Consider the following 22,438-nt stretch of genomic DNA (forward strand, 5'->3'; position numbering starts at 1 on the left):
CCGCGTCCACGGCGATTCAGTGAGTGGTCCTCAGCAATTTAGCAGATGCTGAGTCACACTCACAATGTGTCGCGCTCGGTATGCTGGTGCCCATGTCCGACGCCCCGCACGCGCCCGCCGACGCGGCGTCCCTGGGCGAGCTGCTGACGCGGGCCGCCCGGGCGATCCACGCGCAGTCGCGCGAGCTGCTCGCGCCCCTCGGGATGACGCCGGCCGAGGCGCGCGCGCTCCGCACCCTGGCGAAGAGCGGCGGGCCGCTGCGGATGGTCGAGCTGGCCGAGCGCATGCACGTCGTGCCCCGCACGGTGACGACCCTGGTCGACGCGCTCGAGAGCGGCGGCCTGCTCGAGCGGCGGCCCGACCCGGACGACCGCCGCTCGACCCGCGTGCACCTGACGCAGCGCGGCGAGGAGCGCCTGGAGCAGATGCGGCGCGCCCGCCGCGACGCCGCCGGCGAGCTGGTGTCGGCGCTCGACGCCGACGAGCAGGCGCAGCTGCGGGCGCTGCTGGAGAAGCTCGACGCCGACGCCCTGCTGCGCCGACGCTGCTGAGCGGGGGCCGGGGCCACGGGGCCGGGCGAGCCGAGGCGGCGAGGCGGGACCGGGCCGGGGCAGGACGTGGCCGCGCCGCCAGGCGGGACGGGGCGTAGCGCGGGGGCGCGGTGCGACGGCGGCGGATCCGCGGGCTCAGCGAACGACGTCGAGGACCTGCATCTGGATGCCGTTGGCGTACGCCTCGTGCTCGACGAGGCGCAGCTTCGTCGTGTCCTTGTCGGCGTCGCTGAACAGCCGCTTGCCGGCGCCGAGCAGCAGCGGGAAGACGAGCAGGTGGTAGCGGTCGACCAGGCCCGCGTCGGCCAGGCGGGCGCCCAGCTCGGCGCTGCCGTGGACGAGCAGCGGCGCGCCGTCCTGCTCCTTCAGCGCTGCGACCTCGTCGAGCGAGCGGAGGATCGTCGCCGGCCAGCGGTCGTCGTCCTGCTCCAACGTGGTGGAGACGACGTACCGCGGCAGCGCGTTGTAGCGCGCGAAGTCGTCCATGGTCGGCCAGACGGGCGCGAACGCCTCGTAGCTGCGGCGGCCCAGCAGCAGGCCGCCGGCCTCCTCCTGCTCGCGCCCCTTCAGCGCGTACGCCGCCGGGTCGAACTCGACGTCCTTGAACGTCCAGCCCGCGTTGCGGTACCCCGGCTCGCCGCCGGGGGCCTCCATGACGCCGTCGAGCGAGACGAAGGCGGTGATGATGATCTGCGGCACGGTGGGTCCTGGGGTCGGGCGGGATGACGCGGGGCGGCGTCCATCCTCTCGACCCCCCGGGCGGCCGCGGCTCATCGGTGGACGGACGCTGCGGCCGGCGGGTTCGCGGCGAGGGGGCGGGGGGATGGCCGGGGCGGTCGTGTCCCGGATCACCTCGACCAGGGGCGGGTGATCCGGGTCGCGAGGCGGGCGGGCCGCGGGCCGCGGTCGTGTCCCGGATCACCTCGGCCAGGCGCAGGCGATCCGGAACACGAGCCGGCCGGCAGGCGGCCGGTCGGTCGGCGCTACGGCCGCAGGAGGGTCTTGATCGCGCGCCGCTCGTCCATCGCGGCGTACGCCTCGGCGACCTCGCCGAGCGGCAGCTGCAGGTCGAAGACCTTCCCGGGGTCGATCGTGCCGTCGAGGACGTCGCCGAGCAGCTCGGGGATGTAGGCGCGGGCGGGCGCCACGCCGCCGGCGACGCCGACGTTCGTGCCGAACATCCGGGCGAGCGACAGCCCGCCGTCGCCGTGCGGCACGCCGACGTAGCCGACCATGCCGCCGGGCCGCGCGGACGCGAGCGCCTGCGCCATCGACTCCTCGGTCCCCACGCACTCCAGGACGGCGTCGGCGCCGATGCCGCCGAGCAGCTCCTTCAGCTCCTTCGCGCCCTCCTTGCCGCGCGCGGCGACGACGTCGGTCGCGCCGAAGTCGCGGGCCAGGGTCGCGCGGTCCTCGTGGCGGGAGAACGCGACGATCCGCTCGGCGCCCAGGCGACGGGCGGCGAGCACGCCGGACAGCCCGACGGCGCCGTCGCCGACGACCGCGACGGTGCTGCCGGCCGCCACCCGCGCCGCGACCGCGGCGTGATGGCCGGTGGCCATGACGTCGGAGAGCGTCAGCAGGCTGGGGATCAGCGCGTCGTCGGGGACCTCGTCCGTGCCGACGAGCGTGCCGTCGGCCTGCGGCACCGTCACGTACTCGGCCTGGCAGCCGTCGATCGGCCGACCGTCGCGGCGCGAGGGCCCGGCGCCGAAGACGCCGCCGTTGACGCACGACGTGTGGATCCCGTGGTCGCAGTGCACGCACGAGTTGTCCGAGAAGACGAACGGCGCGATCACGAACTGCCCCGGCCGAACGGTCCGCACCTCGGCGCCGGTCTCCTCCACGATCCCGACGAACTCGTGCCCGATCCGCACGGGCTCCGTCGTCTCCTTGACCCCGCGGTACGGCCACAGGTCGGACCCGCACACGCAGGCGGCCACGACGCGGACGATCGCGTCGGTCGGCGCGAGCAGCTCGGGGTCGGGCACCTGCTCCAGGCGAACGTCGCGGGGGCCGTGCAGGATCGTGGCGTGCATCGTTCGCCGACGCTAGCGGGTCGGCGGACGCGGGCCGCGGGATCGGCGGACGGACGACGGGCGGACGGCGGACGGGCGGCGGTCGGCGGACGGACAGCGGACGGGCGGCGGTCGGCGGACGGGCGGTCGGACGGCGGGCCGCAGGCGGTCGGGCCGCAGGCGGTCGCGCCGCGGACGGTCGCGCCGCGGACGGACGGCGGACCGCGGACGGCGGACGGGCGGTCGGACGGCGGGCCGCAGGCGGTCGGACCGCGGACGGTCGCGCCGCGGACGGACGGCGGACCGCGGACGGCGGACGGGCGGTCGGACGGCGGGCCGCAGGCGGTCGGACCGCCTGACGGACGGCGGACCGCGGCGGACCGCGGACCGCGGGCGGACCGCGGACCGCGGACGGGCGACGGACGGCGGACGGCGGACGGCGGACGCAGCGATTGGGGTGGCGAAGACGCAGCGCCGGCGGGGGTGCCGGCCGGAGTGAGGGGAAGACGCTGCGGGCGGGCGGGCGTGGCGAGGCGGGTGGCGGGCCGAGTGACGCGGCTGGCGGGCGGTGGGGAGGGAAAGACCATCGACCGGGCACGAAGCCGGCCGAGGTGAGGCGGGAAGCCGACGGTGGTGCGGCGGGCGGCGGGCCGAGGTGACACGGAAGACGCTGGTGAGGCGGGAAGCCGCCCGAGGTGAGGCGGCCGCTGGCGGCGGTGAGGCGGGAAGCCGGCCGAGGTGGGGTGGGAGACGCTGGTGAGGCGGATTGCTGGCGCTCTGCCGCACCTTTCCGCCTCACCAGCGGAACCCGCCTCACCGTCACGACTCCCCGCGTCACCGCGCCCGCCTCGGGCCCGATCCTCGCGGCCTCCCGCGGCCTCCTCGCCGCTGATCGCGCGACCGCCCGCCGCGCGGCCGCCCCCACGCGCCGCTGCCGACCACGCGCCGACCGCGGCGCGCCGCTTCCGCCCGCGCGCCGATCCCGACCCGTCCCTTCGACCGCGTCCGACCCTGCCGCGCCCGGCTTCGGCGCGGCCGCCCCGCGGCCCACGCCTCCGGCGCGGCCGCCCGCCGCCTACGCCTCTGGCGCGCCCGCCCCGCGCCTACGCCGTCGGGGCAGCCGCGCCGTCCTGCAGCGCCCAGCCCGCGTCGCCCGCGGCGGCGCGCAGCGCGGCGCCGAAGGCGTCCAGGTGGTCGCCGTGCACCAGGCAGAAGCGCGCCAGGCGCACGTGCTCGGCGCCCTCGAGGGCGCGCATGACGGCGGGGACGGCGACCTCGGCCGCGAGCGGCGCGGGGTAGCCGTAGACGCCGCACGAGATCGCCGGCAGCGCGAGCGACGCGAAGCCGTGGTCGTCGGCGACGGCCACCGCGGCACCGTGGGCGGACGCGAGCAGCGGCGCCTCGTCGGCGCCGCCGCCGCGCCAGACGGGGCCGACGGCGTGGATGACGGCGCGCTGCGGCAGGCGGCCGGCGGTGGTGATGCCCGCCGATCCGGTCGGCACCGGCGCGTGGGCGCGCGACTCGCGGTCCAGCTCGGGGCCGGCGGCGCGGGCGATGATCGCGGCGATCCCGCCGCCGTGCTCCAGGCCCTCGTTCGCGGCGTTCACGATCGCGTCGACCTCCTGCTCCAGCAGGTCCTCCGCGAGCACCTCGACCGTCCGACCGTCCTTCGTCGCGTGCATGCCCCGACCGTACCGGCCACCGGGCGCGCCGCGGGTCGACCGGCGTACACACAGAGGAAGCGTCGATCCGCCCGGATGGCGTCGGCGCCCCCGCCTGTCGCCCGCTGGTCGCCCGCCCGCTCCAGCGCCGCGGCGGCGGCCGGCTCGCCCGTCCGCTGGCCGCTCGCCCGCCCCGTCGCCGGCCCGCCCCGGCCGCGCCGGCCCGCCTGTCGTCGGCCCGCCCCGGCGGCGACGGCCCGACCGCCCGTCACCCGTTCGCGCCACCGCCGACCCGCCCCGGCCGCCTCGGCTCGCCCGCTCGTCACCCGGCGCGCCCGCGCCGTCACCGTCGCGGTCGCCGTCGCGTGCGCCCCCCCCCCCGCAGCGCCCGGGCCGGGGCCTTCGTCGCCGACCCCGGCCGCTCTGCCACCATGCCCCCGTGCCCGACCGCGCCCCCCGGTCCGCCCGGCCGCGCCGCCGCCGCGCCGCCCCGGCCCGTCGTCAGCCGCCGTGGCTCCCGATCGCCGCCGGCCTGGCCGTGCTGCTGCTCGTCATCGTGGCCGTCGGCCTGCTGACCGGCGGGGACGACGACCCGACCGAGCGCGCCGTGCCGGCCGATCCCGGGTCCACGACCGCGCTGGACCGCCAGGCGCTCGCCGCGCTGCGTCCCGACCCGCGCAAGCACGCGGCCGACCTGACGCGCCGCGCCGAGGCGGGCTTCGCCAACCCGCTCTACCGCCTGGTCCCCGGCGGCGCCACGCTCACCGCGGCGCGCGTGTCGACGTACCGCAAGCTCATCGAGGACGTCGCGAAGAAGACGGACGAGGACCCCGACGTGCTCGAGGGGATCGTCTACCTGGAGAGCGCCGGCCGCCCCGACGCGATGGCCACGGGCGACGTGAAGGACGCCGTCGGCTTCACCCAGATCGTCGCCGGCACCGGCACCGACCTGCTGGGCATGAAGATCGACCTGGCCGAGTCGGCGCGGCTGACGAAGCGCCTGGTCCGCGAGGCGAAGCGCCCGAAGCCGAACGCGGCGCGGATGCGGCGCCTGAAGGCCGCCCGGGTGCGCGCCGACCCCCGCTTCGATCCGCGCAGCGCGCTCGAGGCGACGGCGAAGTACCTGGACTTCGCCCGCGGCAAGCTCGACGACCGCGACGACCTGGCCGTCGCCAGCTACCACATGGGCGTCGGCAACCTGCAGAACCTGCTGAAGGCCTACGGCCACGGCACGATCCCGTACGTCGAGCTGTACTTCGGCATCGACCCGCTCAGCTCGCCGAAGGCCGCGACGATGGCCGCCTCGCTGGCGGACGACTCCACGTCCTACCTGTGGCGGGTCGGCGCGGCCGAGCGGATCATGGCGCTCTTCCGCAAGGACCCCGACGGGCTGAAGCGCCAGGCCGAGCTGCAGACCCGCAAGGCGTCGCCCGAGGACGTGCTGCACCCCGTCGAGACGACGAAGACCTACGACGAGCCGTCCGACCTGCAGGCCGCCGAAGCCTCGGGCGAGCTCGTCCCCCTGCCGCGCAAGGCGCTGCGGGCCAACGGCCTGTCGATCAGCCCCTCGATGGGCGAGCTGGCGCCCAAGCTGGACCAGCGCAAGACGCTGTACCGGGCGCTGCGCCCGGGGGCGCTCGCCGGCCTGCTGACGATCGGCGGCGCGATGCAGGCGCTGAACGGCGACCGCAAGCCCGCCACGCGGCTGATCGTCACCAGCACGGTGCGCGACAAGGAGTACCAGTCGCTGCTCGGCGCCGAGAACGTGCAGGCGACGAAGGCGCTCTCCCAGCACACGACGGGCTGGGCGATGGACATCGGCCGCACCTACCGCTCGGGCGCGCAGGCGCAGCTGTTCCAGTGGATCCTCACCCGGATGCAGGCGCTGGACCTGATCGCCTGGGTGCGGGAGCCGACCGCGATCCACCTGACGTTCAGCGCGGCGGCCGAGAAGGAGCTCGGCGGCGTGCTGCGGCGCGCGGGCGTCGGGCGCTAGCGGGCGGAGCCGGGGCCGGCGGGGGGCCGCCCGAGAGGCCCCGCCCCACGGGCGCCGGCACGCTCAGGCCGGCTCGGCCTTGATGACCTTCATCGTCAGCCGCGAGTCGATCTGCGCCACGCCGGGGATGGCCCCCAGGCCGTCGGTCGCGAACGCCTCGTACGCCGCCAGGTCCGGCAGCGCCACCCGCAGGAAGTAGTCGGGCAGCCCGAACATCCGGCGGCACTCGACGACCTCGTCGAGCGTCGCCACGTGCTCCTCGAAGCCCAGGACGACGTCGCGGTCCTTCGTCGCCAGGTCGACGTTGACGAGCACCTCGAAGCCCCGGTCGAGGGCGGCGGGGTCGACGCGGGCGTGGTAGCCGACGATCACGCCGTCCTCCTCGAGCTGGCGCACGCGGCGCAGGCACGGGGCCGCCGTCAGCCCCACGCGCTGGGCCAGCTCGACGTTGGTCAGGCGTCCGTCGCGACGCAGCTCGTCGATGATTGCGCGATCCGTGCGGTCCACCGGCCGAGTATTGCGTACAGACGGCACCCACGGGCAGAAGAGGCACGAAAAGCGCGCGCTCCGCGGCGTACCCTTGCTGTAGTGCTCTCGTCCGTCGTCCTCCCGGTCTCGGCCGCGTCCTCGCCCGCCCTGCGCCGCGACGTCCGGGCCGCCCTCGCCGACGCGGGGCCGTTCGCCATCGGCATGGTCCCGCTGGGCCTGGCGTTCGGCCTGCTGGTGGTGCAGTCCGGCTTGGCGTGGTGGTGGGCGCCGGTGTTCAGCGCGCTCGTCTTCGCCGGGTCGCTCGAGTTCCTGCTGCTCGGCCTGGTCGTCGCCCATGCCTCGCTGGCGACCGTCGCGGTGACGACGCTGCTGGTCAACAGCCGCCACGTCTTCTACGCGCTCTCCTTCCCGCTCGAGCGGATCCGCGGCCGCCTGGCGCGCGGGTACGCGATGTTCGCGCTCGTCGACGAGGCGTACGCGACCTTCGCCGCCCGCGACCCCCGTGGCCTGTCGGGGCGCCACGTCGTGCTGACGCAGGCGCTGCTGCAGTCCTGGTGGGTCGGCGGCGTGCTCGTGGGGGCGCTCGCCGGCTCGGCGGTCCCCACGATCGCCGGCCTGGACTTCGCGCTCGTCACGCTCTTCGTCGTCCTGGCGATCGACGCCCTGCGCGTGCACCGCCGCGTGCGCGACGCGGTGCTGGCGATCGCCTGCGCCCTCGTCGCGCTGGTGGTGGCGCCCGGCGAGATGCTCGTCGTCGCGATGGCGCTCTACGTCGCCGCGTGCCTGGTCCTGCCCGCGCCGGCGGGGCCCGCGGGCGCGGCCGAGCCGGCCGCGGACGCCGCGCAGGACGGCGGCGAGCTCGCCGGCGCGGCCGAGACCGCTCCGCGCGCAGGCGGAGCGCCCCCGCGCACCGGCGACGACCTCGCCGCCACCGGGGCGCTGGCCTCGTGACCGAGGACCTCTACCTGGCCGCGGCGGTGGCGATCGCCGCGGGCCTGACGTTCGCGCTGCGCGCCGCGCCGTTCGCGCTCCTGGGGCCGATCCGCCGCTCGGCGACCGCGGAGCGGCTGCGCCACCGGATGCCGGTCGGGATCATGGTGATCCTCGTCGTCTACCTGCTGCGCGACGTGCCGGTGCGCGAGAGCCCGCACGGCCTGCCGGTGCTGCTGGCGCTGGCGGCGACGGTCGGGATCTACCGCCTGCGGGGCAACGGCACGCTCGGGGTGCTGGCGGGGACGGCGACGTACGTCCTGCTCGTCAACCTGGTCCCCGGCTGGACGCCCTGAGCGGCGCCGGCGGCCCGCCGCGCCCCCGGCCGGCGGGCCCCGGAGGGAGCAGGTCAGCCCGCGCAGAGGCCGACGAGCCCGCTCCACGTCAGCGCGACGAGGACCAGGCCGCCCAGCGCGCCCGCCAGCGCCCGGCCCCACCACGGGGGCAGCGCCGCGGACCGCGTGCGCGCGAGCAGCAGCGCGGCCACCAGGGCCACGCCCCCGCCGCCCGCGGTGAGCAGCGTCCAGGCCAGCACCACCGCGGCGAGCGCCGGCCCGGCGCCGGCGTCGGCCGGGCAGCCGCGGTCGGCGGCCGTGATCGCCAGCAGGCCGGCGGCGCTGGCCAGCACCACGACGGCGTGGACGAGAGCGAGGGGACCGAGGGACTCCACCCAGCCCGCAGACGAGGCAGGCGTCCACGCACGCGCACGGGACACGCGGACACCGTACCCGCGCGCCGCCGGGGCCGGAGACGCCGGGTGGCCCCAGCGGGCCGTCGCCGGACGCGGGTAGGCTCGCGGAGTCGCGGCGTCCCTCCCCCGGCCCCCGCGCCTCTCCGATGCCCTCCCCCGCCCGCCGTCCGTCCACGTCGTCCGACCGCGCCTGGCCCGGGAATCCGGACGTCGCGGTCGAGCACCTGCGCGAGCGCGTCTACGGCACGATCACGGTGCTGGCGTCGATCCTCACGCTCGCGGCCCCCGACTACCACGGCGAGGCGGGCACGGCCGCGCTGACGCTCGTGCTGACCGTCGTCGGCCTGTGGGCCGCCAGCCTCTTCGCCGACCTGACCGCCCACCTGGCCGTCCACGGGGAGGGCCCGCACCGCGACGAGCGCCGCGCGCTGCTGGCCAGCCACCGCGAGATCCTCGCGTGCGCCATCGCGCCCACGATCCTCGTCCTGAGCACGCTGACCGGCTGGTGGGAGCTCGAGACCGCGCTGCGCTGGGCCGCGGGCGTGCAGGTCGGGACGCTGGCCCTCGTCGGGCTGCTCGCGGTCCGCGGCACCCGGATCCCGCTCTGGGGCCGCGTCGTCGTGGTCGCCGGCCAGGTCGGCCTGGGCCTGGGCATCGTGCTGATCAAGCTGCTGGCGCACTGACCCCGACCCGGAGGCCCGCGTGCCCGACCGTCCCGACAGCTTCTTCGTCCGCCTGGACGAGGGCCACTTCCGCCCGACCGTCCACACCGGCGGCGCGTGGGCGGTCGAGGAGCAGCACATCAGCCCGATGAACGGCCTGGTGGTGCACGAGGTCGAGCGCCACGTCGCGGGCCGCGGCGACGGGCTGCAGGTCGGCCGCGTGACGCTCGACATCCTCGGCGTCCTGACCCTCGACCCGTTCGAGGTCGCGGTCGAGACGGTGCGCCCCGGGCGGACGGTCGAGCTGCTCGAGGCGACGGTGCGCCAGCACGACCGCGTGGCGCTGCGGGCCCGGGTGTGGCGGATGGCCCGGGCCGACACCGCCGCGGTGGCCGGCGGCGCGCCCGCCCCGCTGCCGGCGCCGGACGACGTCGCGCCGTGGGACCTGACGCGGGTGTGGCCCGGCGGCTACATCGAGGCCGTCGACTTCCGGCCCCTGCGCGGCCCCGATCGGGGCCGCACCACGGCGTGGCTGCGCACCGCCGTCCCGCTGCTGCCCGACGAGCCGGTCGGCGAGCTGGCGCGCTTCGTCGGGCTGGTCGACACCGCGAACGGCATCGCGGTGCGCGAGTCGCCGCAGGCGTGGCTCTTCCCCAACCTGGACCTGTCGATCCACCTGCACCGGCAGCCGACCGGGCCGTGGGTCGGCCTGGACACCGCGGTGACGTTCGGCGCCGGCGGCCTGGGGCTGACCGAGACGGTGCTGCACGACGAGCACGGCCCCGTCGGCCGCGCGGCGCAGAGCCTGACGCTGCGGCCGCGCGGCTGAGCGGCGGTTCGCCGCCCCGCACGCAAGGGACGGGCGGCGGGTCGCTCGCCGGGCGCCCGGGCGGCGCGCCGTCCGGGCGCGCCGCCGCGGTCCTCAGACCCCGAGCAGCTCCTGCGCGTGCTTCGCGACGTTCTCGGCGGTGATGCCGAGCTTCTCGAGCACCTCGAGGCCCGGGGCCGACGCGCCGAAGCGGTCGATGCCGACCGACGCGTCGACGTAGCGGCTCCAGCCCATCGTCACGCCGGCCTCGACGGACACGGACGGCACGTTGACCGGCAGGACCGACAGGCGGTAGTCCTCGTCCTGCTCGTCGAACAGCTCCCAGGACGGCATGGAGACGATGCGCGCCTTCACGCCCTTCTCGGCCAGCAGCGCGCCGGCCGCGACCGCGACGTTCACCTCGGCGCCCGTGCCGACGAGCACGACGTCGGGCTGGCCGTCCGTGTCGGTCACGACGTAGGCGCCGCGCGGCACGCCGGCCCAGGCGGCCTCGTCGCCGCCGTCGCGCGGCAGCGGCTCGATGCCCTGGCGCGAGAGCGCCATCAGGGCGGGGCCGTCGACGTCCTCGAGGATCGTGCCCCAGGCCGCCATCGTCTCGACCGAGTCGCCGGGGCGCAGGACCGTCAGGTTCGGCATCGCGCGCATCGCGGCGAGGTGCTCGACGGGCTGGTGCGTCGGGCCGTCCTCGCCGAGGGCGACGGAGTCGTGCGTGTAGACCCAGGCGGTGTGCAGGTTCTGCAGCGCCGACAGGCGGACGGCGCCGCGCATGTAGTCGACGAACTGCAGGAACGTCGAGCCGTACGGGCGGACGATGCCGCCGTGCGCGGCCAGGCCGTTGACGATCGCGCCCATGCCGTGCTCGCGCACGCCGAAGTGGACGTTCTGGCCGGCGGCGTCCTTCGTGTAGTACTCGGCGTCGGGCAGCAGCGTGTTCGTCGACGAGACCAGGTCGGCCGAGCCGCCGACGAGGGTCGGGACGAACGGCGCGAACGCCGCCATCGCGCGCTTGCCGGAGACGCGCGAGGCCTCCTTCTCGGCGGACACGGCCTTCAGCGCGTCCTTCACGCCCGGCAGCGGCTTGCCGGCCCAGGCGGCGTCCCACGTCTTCGCGCGGTCGGCGTCGGCGGCGCGCCACGCGGCGTAGCGCTCGTGCCAGGCCTTGCGGGCGTCCGGGCCGGGGTTGCGGCCGCGGACGTCGTCGTAGACGCCGTCGGGGACGAGGAACTGGGCGTCCGGATCCCAGCCCAGGGCCTCCTTCGTCAGGCGGACCTCGTCCTCGCCGAGCGGCGAGCCGTGCGCCTTCGCGGTGCCCTGCTTGTTCGGGGACGGCCAGCCGATGATCGACTTGACGTGGATGAGCGTCGGGCGGGCCTCGTCGGCCTCGGCCTCGTCGAGCGCCTTGCGGAGCTGGTCCAGGTCGTTGACGTCGGTGACGCGGAGCGTCTGCCAGCCGTAGGCCTGGTAGCGCTTCTCGACGTCCTCGGTGAAGGACATGCTCGTCGGGCCGTCGAGCGAGATGTCGTTGTCGTCGTAGAAGACGATCAGGCGGCCCAGGCCCAGGTGGCCCGCGAGCGACGACGCCTCGGCGGAGACGCCCTCCATCAGGTCGCCGTCCGACGCGATGACGTACGTGCGGTGGTCCTGCACCTCGGTGCCGAACGTCTCGCGCAGGAAGCGCTCGGCCATCGCCAGGCCGACGGCGTTCGAGATGCCCTGGCCGAGCGGGCCGGTCGTGACGTCGACGCCCTCCGTCAGCGGGAGCGGCGTGGCGTCCGGGCCGGCGCCGGCCTCGGGCTGGTGGAACTCGCGCTCGGGGTGGCCCGGCGTCTTCGAGCCCCACTGGCGGAACGCCTTGAGGTCGTCGAGCGACAGGTCGTAGCCCGCGAGGTGCAGCGCGGAGTACTGGAGGACGGATCCGTGGCCCGCGGAGAGGACGAAGCGGTCGCGGTCGGGCCACAGGGGCTCGGCCGGGTCGTGCTTCATCCGCTCGGCGTAGAGCAGGTAGGCGACCGGCGCGAACGCCAGCGGCAGACCCGGGTGGCCCGAGTTCGCCTTCTGGACCGCGTCGATCGACAGCGTCCGGATCGTGTTGATGCTGAGGGTGGTGGCGTCGGAGCTCACGTCTTGCAGTATCCCCCTTGCGGGCCCTCCGCCAACGGGCGGATGACCGATTGGCGCCCCGCCGCGGCCGCGCCATCCCCCGACCGTCGGGTCGGCGCGCGGCGGACGGGGCCGGAAATCCATGGATCAGGCCGGCACGGCGCGCGCGGGCGCGGCGACGCGCAGCTCGGGCGCGGGACGCGCGTCGCCCGTTCCGGGCTCGTCCTTCGGCGTGCTCTCCACCGACGAGACCATGGCGATCGCCAGGACGACGAGCAGCACGGTGATGATGGCGATGAGCACCTTCGCCCACGGGCTCTTGACGTACTTGGTCATGCCCACGCCTACCCCGACGGGCCGCGTTCATGCCCGCCGGCCGTCGATCAGACGAGCGCCGCCGCGCTCGCCGCCGGCTCGCGCCGCGCGCCGCCGTCGCCCGGGCGCAGGTCGGCGTACGCGCGGGCGATGCGCACGACCGCCTCGTCCAGCTCGTCGGCGGGCCGGCTGAAGGGCAGGCGGAGGAAGCGCTCGAACGCGCCGTCCACGCCGAACCGCGGGCCGGGGACCAGGCGCACGCCGTGGCGCGCCGCGGACGCGACGAGGGCGGACGAGACCGGGTCGGGCAGCTCGATCCAGGTGGACTGGCCGCCGACGGCGCGCGGCGCCCGCCACGTCGGCAGGTGCGCGGCGAGCGCCGCGAGCAGGCCGTCGCGGCGGGAGGCCAGCAGGGCGCGGCGCTCGGCCAGGCGCGCGTCGTCGTCCCGCAGCAGCTCGGCGGACGCGAGCTGCTCCACGAGCGGGGTGCCCAGGTCGACGGCGGGCCGCACGCCGGTGAGCGCGGCGACCGTCGGCACGGACGCCCGGATCCAGCCGACGCGCAGGCCGCCCCAGTAGCCCTTGCTCATCGAGCCGAGCGTGATCACGGTGTCGCCGCTCGGGTCGTGCGCGGCGAACGGCGCCGGCGGCGGCCCGTCCAGCCCCAGGTCGATCATCGTCTCGTCCACGACGAGCGTCGTGCGCGCCGCCGCGGCCGCCGCGGCGATCCGCTCGCGCTCCTCCGGCGGCATGACGTGGCCGGTGGGGTTGTGGAAGTCGGGCAGCAGGTACGCCAGGCGCGGCCCCGTCTGGCGCAGCGCGGCCAGGACCCCGTCGACGTCCCACCCCGTCGCCGTCAGCCCCACCGGCACCGGGCGGGCCGACGCGCGGGCGACGGCGTCGATGGCGTGCGGGTAGGTCGGGTGGTCGATGACCACGCGGTCGCCGGGGCCGACGAGCAGTTGCAGGACGAGCGAGAACGCGTGCTGCGCCCCAAGGGTGACCAGGATCTGGTCCGGCGTCGTCGGCAGCCCCCGGCGGGCGAAGCGGTCGGCGATCGCCGCGCGCAGCGCCGGCAGGCCGAGCCCGTCGTAGCCGGGGCCGGGCAGGTGCGCGGGCAGCTGCTCGAGCGCGGCGGCGTACGCACCGTGGACGCCGGCGGCCGCGGGCATGGCGGCGGCGCCCAGGTCGATGCTGCCGTCGTCCGTCACCGCGACGAGCGCCCCCGGCGCCCGCGGCGCGCGGTCGCCCGGCACCGCGGTGCGGCTGCCCGACCCGTGGCGGCTGACCAGGTGACCACCCTCGCGCAGCTCGGCGTACGCGGCGCTGACCGTCGTGCGGCTGACGCCGAGCGTCGCGGCCAGGTCGCGCTCGCCCGGCAGGCGGACGTCGAGCGCCACCCGCCCGTCGAGGATGAGCGCGCGGAGGGCGGCGGCGAGGCGGCGGTAGGCCGGTCCGCCGCCCCGCGCCTCGTCCCGCCAGGCGCCCAGCTGGCGGGCGAGGGCGGCGCTCGTGATGCTTCGCGGCGTCATGAAGGAGCCACTCTCGCGGAAGTGGCTATGGAACACAAGGCCAGTTGACCCCACCCTTGGGGCCATGAGCTTGTTCGACCAGCCTTCAACGCTCTCCGCCGCCGCCGTCGGCGGGGCCCTCGCCCGTGGCGTCGAGCGCCGCGCCGACCTGTCCGCGCGCCTGCTCGGGGCTGCCCGCGGCACCGGCGGCGCCGGCCGCCCCACCCTGCGGCGCGCCACCGCCGCCGACGGGCTGCCGCTCGCCGCGCTGGCCCGGCGCGACGGCCAGCCCGTCCCCGGCGCGCCGCTGCTGGTGGCGCAGTGGGGCGACGAGCTCGTCGCCGCGATCGGCGTCCTCGACCGCCGCGTGATCGCGGAGCCGTGGGCGGTGGACGCGGGGGTCGCGGACGCCCTGCAGGGCGCCGCCGCCGAGCTGCGCGGCGGCGTGCGGCGGGCGCGATGGGCGGCGGCGATGCGGCGGCTCGGACGGCGGGCCACGACGGCCGACGTCGCCGCGGGGAACGCGGCCGCGTAGGAGCCGTTGCACGGCCGCTCCCCCACCGGTCCCACCCCGCGCCGTAAGATGCGCGCCGTGTCCGATCTGCTGATGTTCGTCGAGATCCCCAAGGGGTCGCGCAACAAGTACGAGTGGGACGAGGAGGTCGGCGCGATCGTCTTCGACCGCTACCTCTACTCGTCCGTCGTCTATCCCGCCGACTACGGGTTCATCACGGACACGCTGGGCGAGGACGGCGACCCGCTCGACGCGCTGACGCTCGTCTCGGACGCCACGTTCCCCGGCTGCCGCATCCCCGTCCGCGTGATCGGCCTGTTCAAGATGGTCGACCAGGGCGAGGTCGACGACAAGGTCATCTGCGTGCCGGTCGCCGACCCCAACTGGAAGGGCGTCGAGTCGCTCGACGACGTCTCGGACCAGCTGAAGACCGAGATCTCGCACTTCTTCGAGATCTACAAGCAGCCCGAGGGCAAGATCGTCGAGGTGCAGGGGTTCCGCTCCGTCGACGAGGCGCACGAGACGATCGCCGCCGCGAAGCAGCGGTACGCCGACGGCCGCAGCTGAGCCGTCGCCCGGCGGCCGCGGAACGCGGCCGCCGGCGGACACCGCACGCTCCGCGAACCGGCGCGCGCCAGGAGCGTTCGGGTACCCTTGTTCGGGCAGCCTAAGCCCCGTGTCGCTCGTCACGCGAGCGCGCCGCGTCCTCCCGAGGTCCGCATGCTCCACCGCCCCACCGCCCGCCGCTCACGCCGCGCGACCGCGCTCGTCGCGCTGACCCTCACGGCCACGGCCCTCGCGCCGGCCGCCGCCGACGCGGCGAAGACGCCGAAGCGGATCGTGGCGTTCTCGCCGTTCATCGCCAACACGCTGGCGACGCTGAACGTCAAGCCGGTCGCGGTCGGCTCCCCCATCGGGGGCAGCTACAAGCTCTCGTCGAAGCTGAGGGGCGTGCCGCGCCTGACGCTCTCGCACCCCAAGGGCGCGAACCTCGAGGACCTCATCACCCTCAAGCCGGACCTCGTCCTGTCCTCGCCGAACTGGCGCCAGGGCACCAAGGACATCAAGGCCCGCAAGATCACCGTGATCGACGGCTGGGACCCGCAGCGCCTGGCGACCGTCGTCCCCGACGTCGAGAAGATCGCCAAGCGCGTCGGCAAGGTCTCCGCGGGCGCGAAGCTCGTGAAGAAGATCCGCGCCGACGTGAAGAAGGCGAAGAAGGGCATCACGGCCCATCCGCGGGTGCTGCTCGTGCTCGGCGTGGGCAACAGCACCAGCGCCTTCATGCCGTCGACCTGGGGCGGCGACATGATCAAGCAGGCCGGGGGCGAGCTCCTGACCGACGGCCTGAAGGGGCAGTCGCTGGCCGGCGCGTCGGGCGGGTTCGCGCCGCTGAGCGACGAAGAGGTCCTCGCCCGCAACCCCGACGTCATCATCGCCGTGCCGCACGGCGCGCCGTCGTCGATCGCGCAGACGACGAAGAACCTGGCCAACCGCGCCGGCTGGAAGAACACGACGGCCGCCCGCAACGGCCGCGTGTACGTCTCGGACCCCGACACGCTGCTGCAGGCGTCCGTCGACCCGGGCGCGGTCATCGCGAAGATCCGCCGCGAGTACCTGAAGAACTAGCGGTGCCCCGACCGCGCGCGGGCTCCGCGCTCCCCACCCGCGCGCGCCGGTGACCCGGCGCCAGCTCACCGTCGTCGTCGGCGCCGTCGCCCTGCTGGCGATCGCCGCGATCGCCTCCCTCGCCCTGGGCTCGGTCCGCTACCCCGTCGGCGAGGTGCTGCGCGTCGTCCACTGGGAGATCCTGCCGGGCTTCCTGCAGGATCTGATCCCGGGCACCCCGGCCCGGCCGAGCGCCGCGGCGACGCAGATCATCGTCGACCTGCGCGTGCCGCGGACGGTGACGGCCATCGCCGTCGGCGCCGCCCTCGCCGTCTCCGGGTCCCTGCTGCAGGGCGCGCTCGGCAATCCGCTGGCGTCGCCCGACGTCATCGGCGTCACGGCCGGCGCGGGACTCGGCGGGATGATCGCGCTGCTGATCTTCCCCAACCAGCCCGAGCTGCTGCCGGTCGGCGCGCTGGTGCTGGGCCTGCTCGCCGCGATCGTCGTCTTCGTCGTGGCGTCGATGGGGCCCAACGGCGGCAGCGTCGTGCGGCTGATCCTGGCCGGCATCGCGATCAGCGCGCTCTTCGGCGCCGCGACGAACGCCGTGATGAACGTCTACCCCGACCGCGTGCCGTCGGCCGTGCCGTTCCTGGCCGGCTTCCTGGCGTACGAGGGCTGGGACAAGCTCGGCGCGGTCGCGCCGTACATCGGCGTCGGGCTGGTGCTCGCGCTGATCCTCATCCGCCCGCTCGACCGGCTGGCGCTGGGCGACGACGTCGCGAAGTCGCTCGGCGCCAACCCGGCGACGATCCGCATCTGGGCGTCCTTCGCCGCCGCGTTGCTCGCCGCCTCGGCCGCGGCGCTCGCCGGCCTGCTGGGCTTCGTCGGCCTGATCGTGCCCCACGCCGTGCGGCTGCTCGGCGGGTCGTCGACGCACCGCTTCGTCATCCCGACCGCCGCGATCGGCGGCGCCGCGCTCGTGACGATCGGCGACGAGGTGGCGCGCACCGTCGTGAAGGGCGTCGACCTGCCCGTCGGGCCGTTCATGGTCGTCATCGGCGTGCCCTTCTTCCTGCTGCTGCTGCGGAAGGCCGCATGAGCGACGGGGCGATCCTCGAGGCGACCGACGTCCGCGTCGCCATCAACGGCAAGCCGATCGTCCACGGCGCCGACCTGCGGCTGGCGCGCGGCGAGCTGCTCGCGCTCGTCGGCCCCAACGGCGCCGGCAAGTCGACGCTGGCCCGCGCCATCGCCGGCCTGCAGCCGCTCTCGGGCGGGCAGGTGCGGTGGGACGGGCACGCGCTCGGCGCGCTGCGCGGCCGGCGCCTGGCGCAGATCCGCGCGTTCGTCCCCCAGCGGCCCCGCGTGCCCGAGGGCATCACGGTGCGGGAGGCCGTCGCGATCGGCCGCGCGCCGCACCTGGGGCTGCTGCAGCGGCCCGGCGCCGCCGACCGCGCGGCCGTCGAGGCGGCGCTCGAGCGGGCGGACGCGCTGCGCTTCGCGGACCGCTTCCTGACGACGCTCTCGGGCGGCGAGCAGCAGCGCGTGCACGTGGCCGTCGGCCTGGCGCAGGACACGCCCGTCCTGATGGCCGACGAGCCGACGTCGGCGCTCGACCTGGGCGCGACCGCGCAGATGGCGCGCCTGCTGCGCTCGCTGGCGGACGACGGCCTGGCCGTCGTCCTCGTCGTCCACGACCTGGCGCTGGCCGCGGCCGTGGCCGACCGGGTGGTCGTCCTGTCCGAGGGGCGGACCGTCGCCGAGGGCGCGCCGACCGCCGTCCTGACGCCCGAGCGCCTGGCCGCCGTGTGGCAGGTCGACGCGCGGCTGCGCGCCGAGGCCGGCGGAGCGACGTCGCTGCACGTCGCGTGGCTCGGGGACCGGGGCGGCGACCCGGCGGCCGACGACGACGAGGGAGCGGCCCGGGACCACGCGCCCGCCAGCGATCCGCTGCCGCCGGGAGACGACGCACGGGTCGCCGGCGACGGCACGGCCGACGGCGACGCCGGCCGGACGGACGACGGCCCTCCGCCGCCGCCCGCCTGACCCGCGGCCGCGCCTACGCCACCGCGACGAGCGTCTGCGGCGCGGCGCGCTGCGTCCGGGCGGCGGCGAGCAGCGCGGCGACGACGGCGATCGCGGCGCCCGCGACGCTCAGCCCGCCGAGCAGCGCCCACGGCACCCGCACGACGCCCGGGCCGTCGAGCCCCCCGAGCGCGACCGCCAGCGACCCGACCGTCGCGGCCGTCACGAGCAGGCCGGCCAGCGCGCCGAGGGCGGCGGCGAGCAACGCCTCGGCGCCCACCAGCCGCAGCGTCTGCCGCGGGGTCGCGCCGGCCAGGCGCAGCACGGCGAGCTCGCCCGCGCGGGCCGCGGTGCCGACGGCGGCGGTGCTGCCCAGCGCCAGCGCCGCGTAGCCCGCGACGAGGGCGACGATCAGCCCCATCGCGATGGCGTTCATGCGCCCGTTGTCGACGAGCGGGCTGGCCGGGCCGTCGTCCGTGATCGTCTGCAGGCCCCGGGCGGTCGCGGCCGCCCGCAGGGCGTCGGGTGCGCCGCCGCGGACGTAGGCGCTCGTGGCGACGCCCGGCCCGGCGTGCCCGGCGACGAGCGCGGGCGGCAGGTACATCGACGTGCGGCCCAGGCCGTCGGCCAGGACGGCGACGACGCGCAGGCGGGCGGGGGTGCCGTCCGGCAGCCACAGGTCGAGCGTCTGACCGACATCCACGCCCAGGCTGCTCGCGGTGGCCTCGCCGACGGCCACGGTGCGTCCGCGCAGGGCCTGCAGGTCGCCGTCGCGGACGGGCGAGCGCAGCGCGACCGGGGCGTCGCGCGGATCGATCGTCGCCGCGGACCACTCCGTCAGGCTGCCGAGGTGGACGCTCAGGACCTGCACGTCGCGGACGGGGGCGACGCGGGCGCCGGGGACGGCGCGCAGGGCGGCGACGTCCGCCGCGGACATCGGGCCGCCGGCCGGCTGGACGAGCGTCGTGCCGGGCGCGATCCGCGCGGCCTGCGACGCGCTGCTCGACGCGTCCAGGCTGCCGCCCATCGTGCCGAGCGCGCCGGCCAGGCCGACCGCGACGAGCAGCGGCGCCGCCGTCGTGGCGGTGCGGCGCACCGCGGCCCGGGCGTGCTCGCGCAGCAGCATCGCGCCCGCGCCGTCGCCGCGCGCGAACGGCGCGACCAGGGCGGCGGCCACCCGCGGGATGACGACCGGCACGAGCATCGTGATGCCGGTGACGAAGAGCAGCGCCTGCGAGAGGACGAGCGAGAGCGTGATCTCGGGGCTCGTCGTCGCGCCGACGAGGACGCTGACCACCACGCCGCCCCCGAGCGCGCCGAGCCCGACGATCCGGCGGCCGCGGGTCATCACGCCCTCGTCGACCGCGGCGTCCCGGAGCGCCTCGACCGGCCGCACGCGGGCGGCGCGGCGGGCGGCGAGCCACGCCCCGGCGAGCGCGACGCCCACCATCCCCAGTCCGACCCCGGCCGCGCCGGCGGCCGTCCACAGCGCGCCGGCGCCGCCGGTCCCGGCCGGGGCCAGGTCGCGCGCGACCAGCCAGTCGCGGAGCGGCGGGACGACGGCGACGCTCAGGACGGAGCCGACGGCGGCCCCCACGGCCGCGAGCAGCAGCGCCTCGCGCAGGACGAGCCGGCGCACCTGACGCGGCGTGGCGCCGACCGCCCGGAGCAGGCCCAGCTCGCGGCGGCGCAGGGCCACGGCGAGGGCGAACGTCGACGCGACGACGAAGATCGCGACGAAGGCGAGGGTGCCGATCAGCGTGCCGAGGAAGGCGAGCGACGCCGTGGTGGCCGTGACCGTCGGGTCGACGTCGGCGCGGCGGCGGTCGTCGCCCGCGAGGACCTGCGCCCGCGGGGCGACGGCGTGGGCGGCCCGCGCGACGGCGGGGCGGGCGGCGGCCGGCCACGCGCCGACCGCGTGCACGGGCGCCAGGCGCGCGGCCTCGGCGTCCGCCAGGTAGAGCGTGGGCGGGACGCCGGCCGAGCCGGCGGGCGCCGCGGCCACGACGCCGACCACGCGGACCGTGCGCGGGCCGTCCGGGGCGACGAGGCGCAGGCGGTCGCCGCGGCCGGCCACGCCGGTGCCGCTCGCGACCGCGACCTCGCCGGCCCCGCGGGGCGCGCGGCCGGCGACGATCCCGGCGTCGGACAGCCGGCGCGCGTCGATCGGTCGCCCGGTCAGCGGGACGCCGGCGGCGGTCCGCAGCGGCACCTCGCGGTCGACGACGACGCGCGTGACGCCGGGCGCGGCCGCGACGGCGCCGACCGTCGCCGCAGGCAGGGGCGTGCGCGCGGGGTTGGGCAGGCTCTCGCGCTCCGTCTCCCCCGCCATCCGGTACTCGCGCCGGACCTCGTGCGGCGCGGCGACGACGAGCGGGGCGGCCGTCAGGCGACCGGCGCCGTCGGGGCCCGCCGTGGCGACGGCGAGCAGCACCTGGGTGGCGCCGCCGGCGAGCGCGACGCCGACGACCAGGGCGAGGAACGCGCCGACGAGGGCGGGCCAGCGCCCGCGCAGCGTCGCGGCGGCCAGGCGCAGCATCAGGCCCCCACCCCCGCGAGGGCCGGCGCCTCCAGGGCCGTCATCCGGTCCGCCACCGCGGCGGGCGTCGGACGGTCGAGCGTGCCGGCGACGCGGCCGTCGGCGAAGAAGAGCACGCGGTCGGCGGTCGCCGCGGGCACCGGGTCGTGCGTGACCATGACGATCGTCTGCCCGTCGCGGTCGCGCAGCTCGCGGAGCATCCCGAGCGTGCGCCGCGCCGCCTGGCGGTCGAGGGCGCCCGTCGGCTCGTCGGCGAACAGCACGGCGGGCCGCAGGACGAGGGCGCGGGCGATCGCGACGCGCTGCTGCTGGCCGCCGGAGAGCTCGCCGGGGCGGTGCTGCGCGCGGTCCTCCAGACCGACGCCGGCCAGCGCGGCGGCGACCGCCCCGCGCGGCGGGCGGCGACCGGCCAGCAGGAAGGGCAGCGCCACGTTCTGCTCGGCCGTCAGCGCCGGCACCAGGTTGAAGGACTGGAAGACGAAGCCGACGCGGTCGCGCCGCAGCCGGGCCCGCGCCGCCTCGTCGAGGTCGTCCAGGACGGTGCCGTCGACGATCACGCGGCCCGCGTCCTGCCGGTCGAGCCCGGCGGCGGTCTGGAGCAGCGTCGACTTGCCCGATCCGGACGGCCCCATGATCGCGGTGAAGGTGCCGGCGGGGAACGTGACGGTGACGTCGTCGAGCGCGACGACCGCGGCGTCGCCGGTGCCGTGGCGCTTCGTGACGCCGTCGAGCAGGACGGCGCCGCGGTCGGCCGGCAGGGGGCGCGCGGCCGGACGGGCAGCCGGGGCGCGGCGGCCGGGGCGGGCGGACCGCCGGGCCGGGGCGCGGCGGTCGGCGCCGGACCGCCCGTCGGCGCCGGCGAGCCCGCGCTCGGTGCCGGACGGCTGGCGCCGGTCGTCCCCGCGCGGAGCGGGGACGCGCCGGCGCCGGCGCGAGCGGGAGGGCGACGCGGGATCGGGGGCGTCGCCGCCGGCGGAGGAGCCCGCGCGGCGGCGGAGACGGGGGACGGAGGGCATGCCTGCATTCCACGCCCCGGGCGGCTCCGATCCCATGCCGCCGGCCACCGTCCGGGGGTGGGGATATCCCCACGGCCCACCGGCGGCCGCGCGCGCCCGCTCAGTCCGCGTCGGTCCAGGCGGCGCCGTCGCGCTCGACGCCCGCGCCGCCCAGCACCGTCCGCACGGTCAGCGCCAGGATCCGCACGTCCAGGCGCAGGGAGCGGTGCTGCACGTACCAGCGGTCCAGCTCGATCCGCTCGGGCCACGACAGCTCGGCCCGTCCCTGCACCTGCGCCCACCCGGTCAGGCCGGGCCGGACGAGCAGGCGCTCGACCTGCCGCTCGTCGTAGCGCTCGATCTGGACGGGGACGGTCGGCCGCGGCCCGACGATCCCCATCTCGCCGCGCAGGACGTTGACGAGCTGCGGCAGCTCGTCGACCGACGTGCGGCGCAGCAGGCGACCCAGGCGGGTGATGCGCGCGTCGCCCTGCACGATCGCCAGCCCGGCGCCCATCGTCTCGGCGCCCTGCACCATCGTGCGGACCTTCAGCACGTCGAACTCGCGCCCGTCCCGCCCGACGCGGCGCTGGCGGAAGATCGGGCTGCCGGGCGACTCCAGCCGCACCGCGAGGAGCACGAGGGCGAGCGGGACCGCCAGGACGACCAGCGCCACCGCGCTGACCGCCACCTCGGCGACGCGCCGGACCGCGTCGCCGGCGCGGGTGCCGCCGGGCCGGGCGATCGCGCCGTCGGGGCCGACCCGCAGCCCGTCGGCGCGCATCCGGGCGCGCAGCTCGGCGTGGGCGTCGGGCGCGCGGCCCGTCAGGTCGTGGACGCGCGGGGCGGCGGTCATCGGGTGCCCTCGGTGGGGATCGACCCCCGGCCGCGGCGGCCCGCGGGGCGCGGGGTCGCGCGGGGGCGGACGGACGGACGCACGC

22 protein-coding genes are annotated in these 22,438 nt (G+C 77.2%); 11 read left to right on the top strand and 11 right to left on the bottom strand.

Annotation, left to right across the window (positions count from 1 at the left end; genetic code table 11):
- Positions 1 to 92 precede the first annotated feature (92 nt).
- On the top strand, positions 93 to 551 hold the full coding sequence (locus J3P29_RS00420) for a MarR family transcriptional regulator (RefSeq protein ID WP_246851376.1): 459 nt from the start codon (positions 93 to 95) through the stop codon (positions 549 to 551).
- A 135-nt stretch (positions 552 to 686) separates the two neighbouring features.
- Here J3P29_RS00420 and J3P29_RS00425 read toward each other — a convergent pair whose 3' ends face one another.
- From J3P29_RS00425 to J3P29_RS00435, 3 genes are all read right to left on the bottom strand, one after another.
- On the bottom strand, positions 687 to 1,250 hold the full coding sequence (locus tag J3P29_RS00425) for a dihydrofolate reductase family protein (RefSeq protein ID WP_210491002.1): 564 nt from the start codon (positions 1,248 to 1,250) through the stop codon (positions 687 to 689).
- 284 nt (positions 1,251 to 1,534) lie between these two features.
- Positions 1,535 to 2,590 (bottom strand): zinc-dependent alcohol dehydrogenase family protein, encoded by a 1,056-nt coding sequence (locus J3P29_RS00430; protein ID WP_210491003.1) that lies wholly within the window; start codon positions 2,588 to 2,590, stop codon positions 1,535 to 1,537.
- Between the two features lie 1,082 nt (positions 2,591 to 3,672).
- On the bottom strand, positions 3,673 to 4,251 hold the full coding sequence (locus J3P29_RS00435) for a macro domain-containing protein (protein WP_210491004.1): 579 nt from the start codon (positions 4,249 to 4,251) through the stop codon (positions 3,673 to 3,675).
- 418 nt (positions 4,252 to 4,669) lie between these two features.
- Between J3P29_RS00435 and J3P29_RS00440 the strand changes: the two genes are divergently transcribed.
- Entirely contained in the window at positions 4,670 to 6,226 is a 1,557-nt protein-coding gene (locus tag J3P29_RS00440; protein WP_210491005.1) for a hypothetical protein, read from the top strand.
- Between the two features lie 63 nt (positions 6,227 to 6,289).
- Here the strand turns inward: J3P29_RS00440 and J3P29_RS19530 are convergent, their stop codons facing one another.
- Positions 6,290 to 6,733: an Lrp/AsnC family transcriptional regulator gene (locus J3P29_RS19530; protein WP_210491006.1), complete on the bottom strand. Its 444-nt coding sequence runs from the start codon at positions 6,731 to 6,733 to the stop codon at positions 6,290 to 6,292.
- An 81-nt stretch (positions 6,734 to 6,814) separates the two neighbouring features.
- Here J3P29_RS19530 and J3P29_RS00450 point away from each other — a divergent pair, with 81 nt between their 5' ends.
- Together J3P29_RS00450 and J3P29_RS00455 are read left to right on the top strand one after the other, a co-directional pair.
- A complete protein-coding gene (locus J3P29_RS00450; RefSeq protein ID WP_210491007.1) occupies positions 6,815 to 7,666 on the top strand; it encodes an AzlC family ABC transporter permease in 852 nt (283 codons plus the stop codon).
- The gene (locus J3P29_RS00455) at positions 7,663 to 8,001 is read left to right on the top strand and encodes an AzlD domain-containing protein (RefSeq protein WP_210491008.1); all 339 of its coding nucleotides are present in this window, start codon (positions 7,663 to 7,665) and stop codon (positions 7,999 to 8,001) included. Before J3P29_RS00450 ends, J3P29_RS00455 begins: the two co-directional genes overlap by 4 nt.
- Before the next feature lie 53 nt (positions 8,002 to 8,054).
- On the opposite strand, the gene J3P29_RS00460 is transcribed toward J3P29_RS00455, so the two are convergent.
- Positions 8,055 to 8,420 (bottom strand): hypothetical protein, encoded by a 366-nt coding sequence (locus tag J3P29_RS00460; RefSeq protein WP_210491009.1) that lies wholly within the window; start codon positions 8,418 to 8,420, stop codon positions 8,055 to 8,057.
- A 122-nt stretch (positions 8,421 to 8,542) separates the two neighbouring features.
- On the opposite strand from J3P29_RS00460, the gene J3P29_RS00465 reads away from it, so the two are divergent.
- Positions 8,543 to 9,079 (top strand): hypothetical protein, encoded by a 537-nt coding sequence (locus J3P29_RS00465; protein WP_210491010.1) that lies wholly within the window; start codon positions 8,543 to 8,545, stop codon positions 9,077 to 9,079.
- Positions 9,080 to 9,098: 19 nt separating this feature from the next.
- Entirely contained in the window at positions 9,099 to 9,887 is a 789-nt protein-coding gene (locus J3P29_RS00470) for a thioesterase family protein (protein WP_210491011.1), read from the top strand.
- A 93-nt stretch (positions 9,888 to 9,980) separates the two neighbouring features.
- Here J3P29_RS00470 and tkt read toward each other — a convergent pair whose 3' ends face one another.
- From tkt to J3P29_RS00485, 3 genes are all read right to left on the bottom strand, one after another.
- Positions 9,981 to 12,008, bottom strand: coding sequence for a transketolase (tkt, locus tag J3P29_RS00475; protein ID WP_349239736.1), 2,028 nt, complete (start codon positions 12,006 to 12,008; stop codon positions 9,981 to 9,983).
- Positions 12,009 to 12,134: 126 nt separating this feature from the next.
- Positions 12,135 to 12,323 (bottom strand): hypothetical protein, encoded by a 189-nt coding sequence (locus J3P29_RS00480; protein ID WP_210491014.1) that lies wholly within the window; start codon positions 12,321 to 12,323, stop codon positions 12,135 to 12,137.
- 47 nt (positions 12,324 to 12,370) lie between these two features.
- Complete coding sequence (locus J3P29_RS00485; protein WP_210491015.1) at positions 12,371 to 13,834, bottom strand: PLP-dependent aminotransferase family protein; 1,464 nt, start codon at positions 13,832 to 13,834, stop codon at positions 12,371 to 12,373.
- A 64-nt stretch (positions 13,835 to 13,898) separates the two neighbouring features.
- Between J3P29_RS00485 and J3P29_RS00490 the strand changes: the two genes are divergently transcribed.
- The 5 genes from J3P29_RS00490 (at position 13,899) to J3P29_RS00510 (ending at position 17,984) form a co-directional block, all read left to right on the top strand.
- Positions 13,899 to 14,348, top strand: a complete 450-nt coding sequence (locus J3P29_RS00490) for a hypothetical protein (RefSeq protein WP_210491016.1) — start codon at positions 13,899 to 13,901, stop codon at positions 14,346 to 14,348.
- 57 nt (positions 14,349 to 14,405) lie between these two features.
- Positions 14,406 to 14,894 carry an inorganic diphosphatase gene (locus tag J3P29_RS00495; protein ID WP_210491017.1) on the top strand — a complete coding sequence of 163 codons (489 nt, stop codon included), beginning with the start codon at positions 14,406 to 14,408 and terminating at the stop codon, positions 14,892 to 14,894.
- 153 nt (positions 14,895 to 15,047) lie between these two features.
- Positions 15,048 to 15,956: an ABC transporter substrate-binding protein gene (locus J3P29_RS00500; protein WP_210491018.1), complete on the top strand. Its 909-nt coding sequence runs from the start codon at positions 15,048 to 15,050 to the stop codon at positions 15,954 to 15,956.
- A gap of 49 nt (positions 15,957 to 16,005) precedes the next feature.
- Positions 16,006 to 17,037, top strand: coding sequence for an iron ABC transporter permease (locus tag J3P29_RS00505; RefSeq protein WP_210491019.1), 1,032 nt, complete (start codon positions 16,006 to 16,008; stop codon positions 17,035 to 17,037).
- A complete protein-coding gene (locus J3P29_RS00510) occupies positions 17,034 to 17,984 on the top strand; it encodes an ABC transporter ATP-binding protein (protein ID WP_210491020.1) in 951 nt (316 codons plus the stop codon). Before J3P29_RS00505 ends, J3P29_RS00510 begins: the two co-directional genes overlap by 4 nt.
- Before the next feature lie 13 nt (positions 17,985 to 17,997).
- On the opposite strand, the gene J3P29_RS00515 is transcribed toward J3P29_RS00510, so the two are convergent.
- The 3 genes from J3P29_RS00515 to J3P29_RS00525 all read right to left on the bottom strand — a co-directional run bounded on the left by J3P29_RS00515 (position 17,998) and on the right by J3P29_RS00525 (position 22,353).
- Positions 17,998 to 20,502: an FtsX-like permease family protein gene (locus tag J3P29_RS00515; RefSeq protein ID WP_210491021.1), complete on the bottom strand. Its 2,505-nt coding sequence runs from the start codon at positions 20,500 to 20,502 to the stop codon at positions 17,998 to 18,000.
- Entirely contained in the window at positions 20,502 to 21,236 is a 735-nt protein-coding gene (locus J3P29_RS00520; protein ID WP_349239796.1) for an ABC transporter ATP-binding protein, read from the bottom strand. The genes J3P29_RS00515 and J3P29_RS00520 overlap by 1 nt, the downstream gene beginning before the upstream one ends.
- A gap of 382 nt (positions 21,237 to 21,618) precedes the next feature.
- On the bottom strand, positions 21,619 to 22,353 hold the full coding sequence (locus J3P29_RS00525; protein ID WP_210491024.1) for a sugar transferase: 735 nt from the start codon (positions 22,351 to 22,353) through the stop codon (positions 21,619 to 21,621).
- Between the last annotated feature and the right edge of the window lie 85 nt (positions 22,354 to 22,438).

Source organism: Patulibacter sp. SYSU D01012 (genome assembly GCF_017916475.1).
GTDB lineage: Bacteria > Actinomycetota > Thermoleophilia > Solirubrobacterales > Solirubrobacteraceae > Patulibacter.